The following is a 7902-nucleotide window of genomic DNA, read 5'->3' as shown; positions in this document are numbered from 1 at the left end:
CCCGCGGACCTCACCGAGGTCCGCGGGCCGCGGTCGGTTCCGGGCCGGGTTCTTTGCGGGCGGTCAGCCGGTGGGCTCCAGCCCGGCCCTGAGCAGGCCGTAGGTGTACGCGTCGTCCAGCGCCAGCCAGGAGGCGGCGATCACGTTGTCGGCCACGCCCACGGTCGACCAGCTGGCGGTGCCGTCGGTGGACTCGATCAGCACCCGGGTCTTGGAGCCGGTGCCGTGCTGGCCCTCCAGGATGCGGACCTTGTAGTCCACCAGCTCCAGCTTGGCCAGCTGCGGGTAGATCGGCTCCAGCGCCGCGCGCAGCGCCTTGTCCAGCGCGTCCACCGGGCCGTTGCCCTCACCGGTGGCGACCTTGCGCTCGCCCTTGGCCCACAGCTTCACGGTGGCCTCGTTGCCGCTGTCGCCCTGCGGGCCCTGCTCGCTGATGGTCCGCCAGGACTCCAGGGTGAAGAAGCGGTCGTGGCTGCCGCGCACCTCGTCGCGGAGCAGCAACTCGAAGGAGGCGTCCGCGGACTCGTAGGTGTAGCCGAGGTTCTCCTGCTCCTTGACCCTGGCCACCACCCGGCCGGCGAGGTCACGGTCGCTGGAGAGGTCGTAGCCCAGCTCCTTGCCCTTGAGCTCGACGGAGGCCCGGCCGGCCATGTCGGACACCAGCATCCGCATGGTGTTGCCGACCACCTCGGGGTCGATGTGCTGGTACAGGTCCGGGTCGACCTTGATCGCGGAGGCGTGCAGGCCGGCCTTGTGCGCGAACGCCGAGAAGCCCACGTACGGCTGGTGGGTGGAGGGCGCGAGGTTGACCAGCTCGGCGATGGCGTGCGAGATCCGGGTCATCTCGGCCAGACTGCCGGACGGCAGCACCCGGCGGTCGTACTTGATCTCCAGCGCGCCGACCACCGGGAACAGGTTGGCGTTGCCGACCCGCTCGCCGTAGCCGTTGGCGGTGCACTGGACATGGGTGGCGCCGGCGTCCACGGCGGCCAGGGTGTTGGCGACCGCGCAGCCGGTGTCGTCCTGGGCGTGGATGCCGAGCCGGGCCCCGGTCTCGGCGAGCACGTCGGCCACGATGTCGCGGACCCCGGCCGGGAGCATCCCGCCGTTGGTGTCGCAGAGCACCACCACGTCGGCGCCGGCCTCGTGGGCGGTGCGCACCACCGAGAGCGCGTACGCGCGGTTGGCCTTGTAGCCGTCGAAGAAGTGCTCGCAGTCGATGAACACCCGGCGGCCCTGGGCGCGCAGGTGCTCCACGCTGTCCCGGACCATCTCCAGGTTCTCGTCCAGGGTGGTGCGCAGCGCCAGCTCCACGTGCCGGTCGTGGGACTTGGCGACCAGGGTGATGACCGGCGCGCCCGAGTTGACGAGCGCGGCGAGCTGGGGGTCGTCCGCGGCCCGGCCGCCGGCCCGGCGGGTGGCGCCGAAGGCCACCAGTTGCGCGTGCCGCAGGTCGAGTTCGGCCGCGGCGCGGGCGAAGAACTCGGTGTCGCGGGGGTTGGCGCCGGGCCAGCCGCCCTCGATGAAGCCGACCCCGAACTCGTCCAGGTGCCGGGCGATGGCCAGCTTGTCGGCCACCGTGAGGTTGATGCCCTCGCGCTGCGCGCCGTCGCGCAGGGTGGTGTCGAACACGTGGAAGCTGTCGTCGGGGCGGCTGTTGACCTCGGTCATGGCCCTGGGTCTCCGTTCCGGGAGGATTCGGGTACTGCTCTGCCGGTTTCTCGTTCCGGCTCCACTGTCCAGCATCCCGCGCGCCGCCCGGTGTCCCTCGACCCCTTGTGGGGGGCTCCGGCCGGTCCGGGGGAAACAAAAAGACCTCTCGCGGATGCGAGAGGTCTGCGCGCGGGTCTGGACGCTGGTGGCCGCTCCGCTTCGGGTGTCGCGGTGGCGGTCACTGCGGACCGGCGCGCCTGCTGCTAATAATCAGGGACAGCGAGGACACGTCGGCAGTCTGGCACATCGTCCGTCCCGTGGCCGGGGCGTCTCGGTATCCGGGACGGTGCTGGTCGGGCCGGGTACGTGGGTCAGGCGAGCTGGCCGGTCGCCAGTTCGAAGCCGAACGGCTCGGGCAGTGTCAGGGGTTCGCCCAGGGCGACCTCGTCGGTCGCCGTGTAGTCGCCGTTGTCCGGGTCGAGGTGCAGGATGATCCGGTTCCACTGGCGGTCGACCAGCAGGAAGAGCGGGATGCCGGCGGCGGCGTAGCCCTTGCGCTTGGCGACCCGGTCCTTGGCGGACCGGCCGGAGGTGACCTCCAGGACCATCAGCACCCCGTCCGGCTTCGCCCAGGGGTCGCAGTGCAGCAGTGCGCCCTCCTCGGCGAAGGTGCCGTCCGGGAGGTAGCGGCCGTCGGGGACGATCAATCCCTTGTTGGGCGCGAAATCGATGCCCTCCGGACACTGGCCGGCGATCTGCCAGACGATCCGGCCGATCATGGTCTCGTGCTCGCCGTTCGGCGGTGGGGCCACGAAGATCTCCCCCTCGATCAGCTCGGCCTTGTACCCCTCGGGGGTGTCCAGGGCCAGGAATGCTTCGAGGAGGTCGTCGTCCGGGAACTGCGGCATCTCGGCGTACCCGTGCGGCTGTGCGCTCACGGCCCCTCCCTCTTGTCACCCGTGCAACGAGCGGGCGGGTCCGGAGTCACGCCCTCGGGCACCGCCGTACGGCGGTGCCCGAAGGGGCGGGAGGGTCAGACGATCTTGTGCAGCCAGCCGTGGGTGTCGGGGGCCTGGCCGCCCTGGATGGCGAGCAGCGCCCGGCGCAGCTTCATGGTGACCGGGCCGGGCTCGCCGGCGCCGACCGTCCAGTCGCCGCCGGCCGACTTGACCGAGCCGACCGGGGTGATGACCGCGGCGGTGCCGCAGGCGAAGACCTCGGTCAGGGTGCCGTCGGCGTTGCCCTGCTTCCACTCATCGGTGGAGATCTTCCGCTCCTCGACCGGGTGGCCGAGGTCGGAGGCCAGCTGGAGCAGCGAGTCACGGGTGATGCCGGGCAGCAGGGCGCCGGACAGCTCAGGGGTGACGACCTTGGCGTCGTCGCCCTCGCCGAACACGAAGTAGAGGTTCATGCCGCCCATTTCCTCGATCCACCGGTGCTCGGCGGCGTCGAGCCAGACGACCTGGTCGCAGCCCTTGGCGGCGGCCTCGGCCTGGGCGACCAGGGAGGCGGCGTAGTTGCCGGCGCACTTGGCGGCGCCGGTGCCGCCGGGGGCGGCCCGGACGTAGTCCTCGGAGAGCCAGACCGAGACCGGCTTGACGCCACCGGGGAAGTAGGCGCCGGCCGGCGAGGCGATGATCATGAACAGGTAGGAGTTGGCCGGCCGGACGCCCAGGCCGACCTCGGTGGCGAACATGAACGGCCGCAGGTACAGGCTCTGCTCGGGCTCGTTCGGGACCCAGGCCCGCTCCTGCTGCACCAGCAGCTCGACCGCCTCGACGAAGGTCTCGACCGGCAGCTCCGGCATGGCCAGGCGGCGGGCCGAGGCCTGGAAGCGGGCCGCGTTGGCCTCCGGGCGGAAGGTGGCGATGGAGCCGTCGGCCTGGCGGTACGCCTTGAGGCCCTCGAAGATCGCCTGCCCGTAGTGCAGGGTCATGTTCGCCGGGTCCATCTCCAGCGGCGCGTACGGGCTGAGCTGGGCGTCGTGCCAGCCGCGGCCCTCGGTCCAGCGGATGGTGACCATGTGGTCGGTGAAGATCCGTCCGAAGCCGGGGTTGGTCAGCCGGGCCTCGCGCTCCGCGGCGGGCAGCGGGTGGGCGGAGGGCTTGAGGTCGAACGTGATGGGCGCCTGGGTGGGCGTACTCATGGCTGTCTGTCCTTCACCGTGGGGTTGGTCCGGGCCCCGCCGCCGCAGGTGGACGCCCCGGTGAATGAACCGGGAACGGACGCACAACGGCACGGCCCACTGTCGATACTCGCATCCAGAGGGCCGTGCCGAACAGTTGCCCGCTCCTTGGGGAGCCGCAAGCTGCTGTTATGTGCGCCGGCCCGACGGCCGGATCCGCTTGTGTCGGTCCCGGCCCGCTGGCCGGAGAACCTTCGTTCGGTTCCGGCCCGCTAGCCGGATACTCGCGCGGCGAGCGCGTCGCCGACCTGGGAGGTGGTGCGGGCGCCCGAGCGCTCGGTCAGGTCCGCGGCGACCGCGGCCTCGACCGCGGCGGCCTCGGCGGCGTAGCCGAGGTGGTCGAGCAGCATCGCGACCGACAGCACGGTGGCGGTCGGGTCGGCCTTGCCCTGGCCGGCGATGTCCGGCGCCGAGCCGTGCACGGGCTCGAACATCGACGGGAAGTCGCCGGACGGGTTGATGTTGCCGCTGGCGGCCAGGCCGATCCCGCCGGTGACGGCGGCGGCCAGGTCGGTCAGGATGTCGCCGAACAGGTTGTCGGTGACGATCACGTCGAACCGCTCGGGCTGGGTGACGAAGAAGATCGTCGCCGCGTCGACGTGCAGGTAGTCGGTGGTGACCTCGGGGAACTCCCGGCCGACCTGCTCGAAGATCCGGGTCCACAGGTGACCGGCGTGCACCAGCACGTTGTTCTTGTGGACCAGCGTGAGCTTCTTGCGCGGGCGCGCCTGGGCCCGGCGGTAGGCGTCGCGGACGACCCGCTCGATGCCGTACGCGGTGTTCAGGCTGACCTCGGTGGCCACCTCGTGCTCGGTGCCGGTGCGCAGCGAGCCGCCGTTGCCGACGTACGGGCCCTCGGTGCCCTCGCGGACGACCACGAAGTCGATCCGCGGGTCGCCGGCCAGCGGGGACGCCACGCCGGGGAAGAGCCGGCCCGGGCGGAGGTTGATGTGGTGGTCGAAGGCGAACCGCAGCTTCAGCAGCAGCCCCCGCTCCAGCACGCCGGACGGCACGCTCGGGTCGCCGATGGCGCCGAGCAGGATGGCGTCGTGGCCCTTCAGCTCGGCCAGCACGCTGTCCGGCAGCGTCTCGCCGGTGCGGTGGTAGCGCCGGGCGCCGAGGTCGTACTCGGTGGTCTCCAGCTTCACGTCGGCGGGGAGCACGGCGCCGAGGACCTTGAGGCCTTCGGCCACCACTTCCTGGCCGATGCCGTCACCGGGGACTACTGCGAGACGAATCGTGCGAGACATGCTCGGACCCTACTCCCGCGTCCCAGGGGCTGACACCTCACGTCCACTATCCGGACGAGCGCGTAGGCCACGACGAGGGAGCGCGGGTGCCGGACTTCGCGCCGGGGGCGCACTTATGCTCGCCGGGCCGGACATCCACGGCATTCGGGGCATTCACGGTGGAACGGGGCACGGTGAAACGGGGCACGACGAGGTGGGTCACGGCGCGGTGGCCCGGGACGAGGCGGGGCACCGTGCGCGTCGGCGGGCGCCGGCGGCGGGAGGCGGGCGCCGCCGGGGCGGCCGCGGGGCTGGCGATGGGCGGGTACGTCCTGGCGGCGCTGCTGCGCGGGGCCTGGCCGCCGGGGGCCGCCACCGCCGCGGTGCCGTTCCAGACCCGGCTCTGGGACCTGCTGCACGGCCGGGCCACCGGCGACGGGCTGTTCAACTGGAGCAGCGGCTACGGCGCGCCGTTCCTCGCCGACCTCTTCGGCCATCTGATGAACCCGCTGAGCTGGCCCGCCGCCCTGCTGCTCCCCCGCGACCAGGCCCGGCTCGCGGTGTTCCTGGTGGTCCTGGGCAGCATCGGCCTGGCCACCGCCCTGATGACCGTCGCGCTCGGCCGGCTGCACCCCGGGCCGGCCCCGCTGCGCGCCCTGCTCGCGGTCGGGTACGGGCTCTGCGCCTGGGTGCTCGCCGAGGGCGCGGCGGCCCCGATGTGGCTCTGGGGACTGGTCTCGCTGCCCCTGCTCTGCCTGGTCGGCGACTGGTGCCTGCACGAGCGCCGCTGGGTGCTCGGCACCCTCTGCGTGGCGGCCGCCTGGGCCGGCAACCTGTACACCGCGGCGCCCGCCACCATCGCGGCCGGCGCGGTGCTGCTGGCCCGGATGCTGTCGGTGCGGCGCCCGGCCGGGGCGCGGATCCGGGTGGCCGGGCGGGCGGTGACCTCGGCCGCCGTCGGGATCATGCTCTCCGGGCCGGTGCTGCTCGTCGCGGCCGCCGCCGCGCGGGACGCCCGGCCGGACTCCCCCGCCCACCCGCTCGGCCCGTCCGGCCTCGGCGGGCACCTGGCGCAGCTGCTGCCCGGCACCCGCGGCGGGCACCCGCTGCCGGACGTCGCGGTGGGCCTGCTCGGCCTGCTGCTGGTCGCCGCCCTGCCCTTCCACCGCCGGGTCCGGGTCCGGGAGCGGGCCGCCTGGTGCGGGCTGCTCGTGCTGGCCGCACTGAGCTACGGGTGGACGCCCACCGTGCTGCTCTGGCACGGCCTGGCCGTGCCGGTCGGCGCGCCGTACCGGGAGTCCTTCGCGCTCAGCGGCCTGCTGGTGCTCGCCGCCTGGGTCTCGCTGGCCCACCGGCCCGACCGGACCGCCCTGCTGGGCGCCGGCGCGGTCGTCCTGCTGCTGACCGCGATCGCGGCCGGCACCGGCGCGGTACCGGCCTGGATCTGGGCACCGGTCGTCCTCGGCGGCGCGGTGGTGCTCGGCGCGCTGTGGGCGCTGGAGCGGTGGCACACCCGGCGGCGGGAGGTCACGGCGGCCACGGCGGTGCTGGGCGCCGCGGTCCTCGCCGGCGCGGTCTGGTCGGCGTACGCGGCCTGGGCCGGGGCCGGCGCCGGCCAGGACTCCGGGCCCGCCGTCCGCGCCGGGTACGCGGCGCTGCGGGCCGCCGACGACTGGCCGCGCGGACGCGGCGACCCCGGCCCGCACCGGTTCACCCCCAACGACCCGCTGCTGCTCGACGGCGAGGGCGGCGGCTACGCCAGCGGGTTCCTCCCGGACGTCACCGCCCTGCTGCTGCGCGACCTCGGCGCCGGCTGGGCGGACGGCGGACGGAGCACCGCGAGCTTCCCCGACCCGGTCGGGCGGGCCCTGTTCGGCGTCCGGACCTACCTGGCGGACGGGCCCGGGCCGGACGGCTTCACGGTCGGCCGCGCCACCGCGCCGCCCCTGGTCACCGTCCTGCCGCACGGCCCCGCCCCGGACGCCTCCTCGGTCTGGTCCCGGCGGGAGTCCCTGCTCGGCTCCCGGGTGTACGACGTCCCCGCGCCGGTGCCCTCCGGCGAACCGGCGCCCGTTCCGGCGCCCGGCGGCGGGTGGGCGGTGCCCGCCACCCCGGCCGGGGCGGAGGGGGGCGTCCTCACGGCCGACTGCCCGGCGGGCTCCGAGGCGTACTTCGACGGGATCTGGTTCGACGGCACGGTCGAGGCGCTCGGCACCGCCTACCGCAGCGACGGCGCGGAACCCGTCACCGCCGTCCCGCTCCACCTGCTGGGCGAGGTCCCGGCCGACGGGCGGGTCAGGGTGCTGCTGCGCGCCCGCACCGACACCCGGCTCCCGGACCGCCCGATCGGCTGCCTGCGGCCCGGCGCGCTGGCCGCCGCCGTCACCCGGCTCACCGCCACCGGCGCCACTCGGATCGGCGCCGGCGGCCACGTCCTCACCGCCGAACTGCCGCCCGGCAGCACCGGGACCGCGCTGCTGTCCGTCCCCGCCACCGAGGGCTGGAGCTGCTCCGCCGACCGCCGGCCGTACGCCCAGCCGCAGCCGGTGCTCGGCCTGATCGGCGTCCCCCTCGGCACCGGGACCGGCCGCGTCACCTGCGCCTACCGGCCGCCGGGCCTCACCGAGGGCCTCACCGTCGGCCTCGCGGCGGCCGGGGTCACGGTCATCACGGCCGTCTTCGGCCCGCTGCGCCACCGTCCCACCCGCACACCCCGCCGCACCCGCCGCCGGGCGGCGGCCGGCCGGCCCGCCACCGGCGGCGGGGGGTAGGGACGACCACCCCCTTTAACTACACGCACACCGGCTACCAAATCGTATGACCTGAAGTTTGTAA

Annotated in this window: 5 protein-coding genes; 1 reads left to right on the top strand and 4 read right to left on the bottom strand. The window is 74.2% G+C overall.

Annotation, left to right across the window (positions count from 1 at the left end; genetic code table 11):
* Positions 1-63 precede the first annotated feature (63 nt).
* The 4 genes from cimA to ACWEQL_RS39130 form a co-directional block, all read right to left on the bottom strand.
* The gene (cimA, locus tag ACWEQL_RS39145; protein WP_452155832.1) at positions 64-1671 is read right to left on the bottom strand and encodes a citramalate synthase; all 1608 of its coding nucleotides are present in this window, start codon (positions 1669-1671) and stop codon (positions 64-66) included.
* Positions 1672-2024: 353 nt separating this feature from the next.
* Positions 2025-2591, bottom strand: a complete 567-nt coding sequence (locus tag ACWEQL_RS39140) for a Uma2 family endonuclease (protein WP_452155830.1) — start codon at positions 2589-2591, stop codon at positions 2025-2027.
* A gap of 95 nt (positions 2592-2686) precedes the next feature.
* A complete protein-coding gene (locus ACWEQL_RS39135; RefSeq protein ID WP_452155828.1) occupies positions 2687-3799 on the bottom strand; it encodes a branched-chain amino acid aminotransferase in 1113 nt (370 codons plus the stop codon).
* Positions 3800-4050: 251 nt separating this feature from the next.
* Positions 4051-5088, bottom strand: a complete 1038-nt coding sequence (locus ACWEQL_RS39130) for a 3-isopropylmalate dehydrogenase (protein WP_452155826.1) — start codon at positions 5086-5088, stop codon at positions 4051-4053.
* A gap of 233 nt (positions 5089-5321) precedes the next feature.
* Between ACWEQL_RS39130 and ACWEQL_RS39125 the strand changes: the two genes are divergently transcribed.
* Entirely contained in the window at positions 5322-7838 is a 2517-nt protein-coding gene (locus ACWEQL_RS39125) for a YfhO family protein (protein WP_452155824.1), read from the top strand.
* The last annotated feature ends 64 nt before the right edge of the window (positions 7839-7902 follow it).

It is taken from the genome of Kitasatospora sp. NPDC004240 (assembly GCF_053603215.1).
This window is presented reverse-complemented; position numbering and strand designations above follow the sequence as displayed.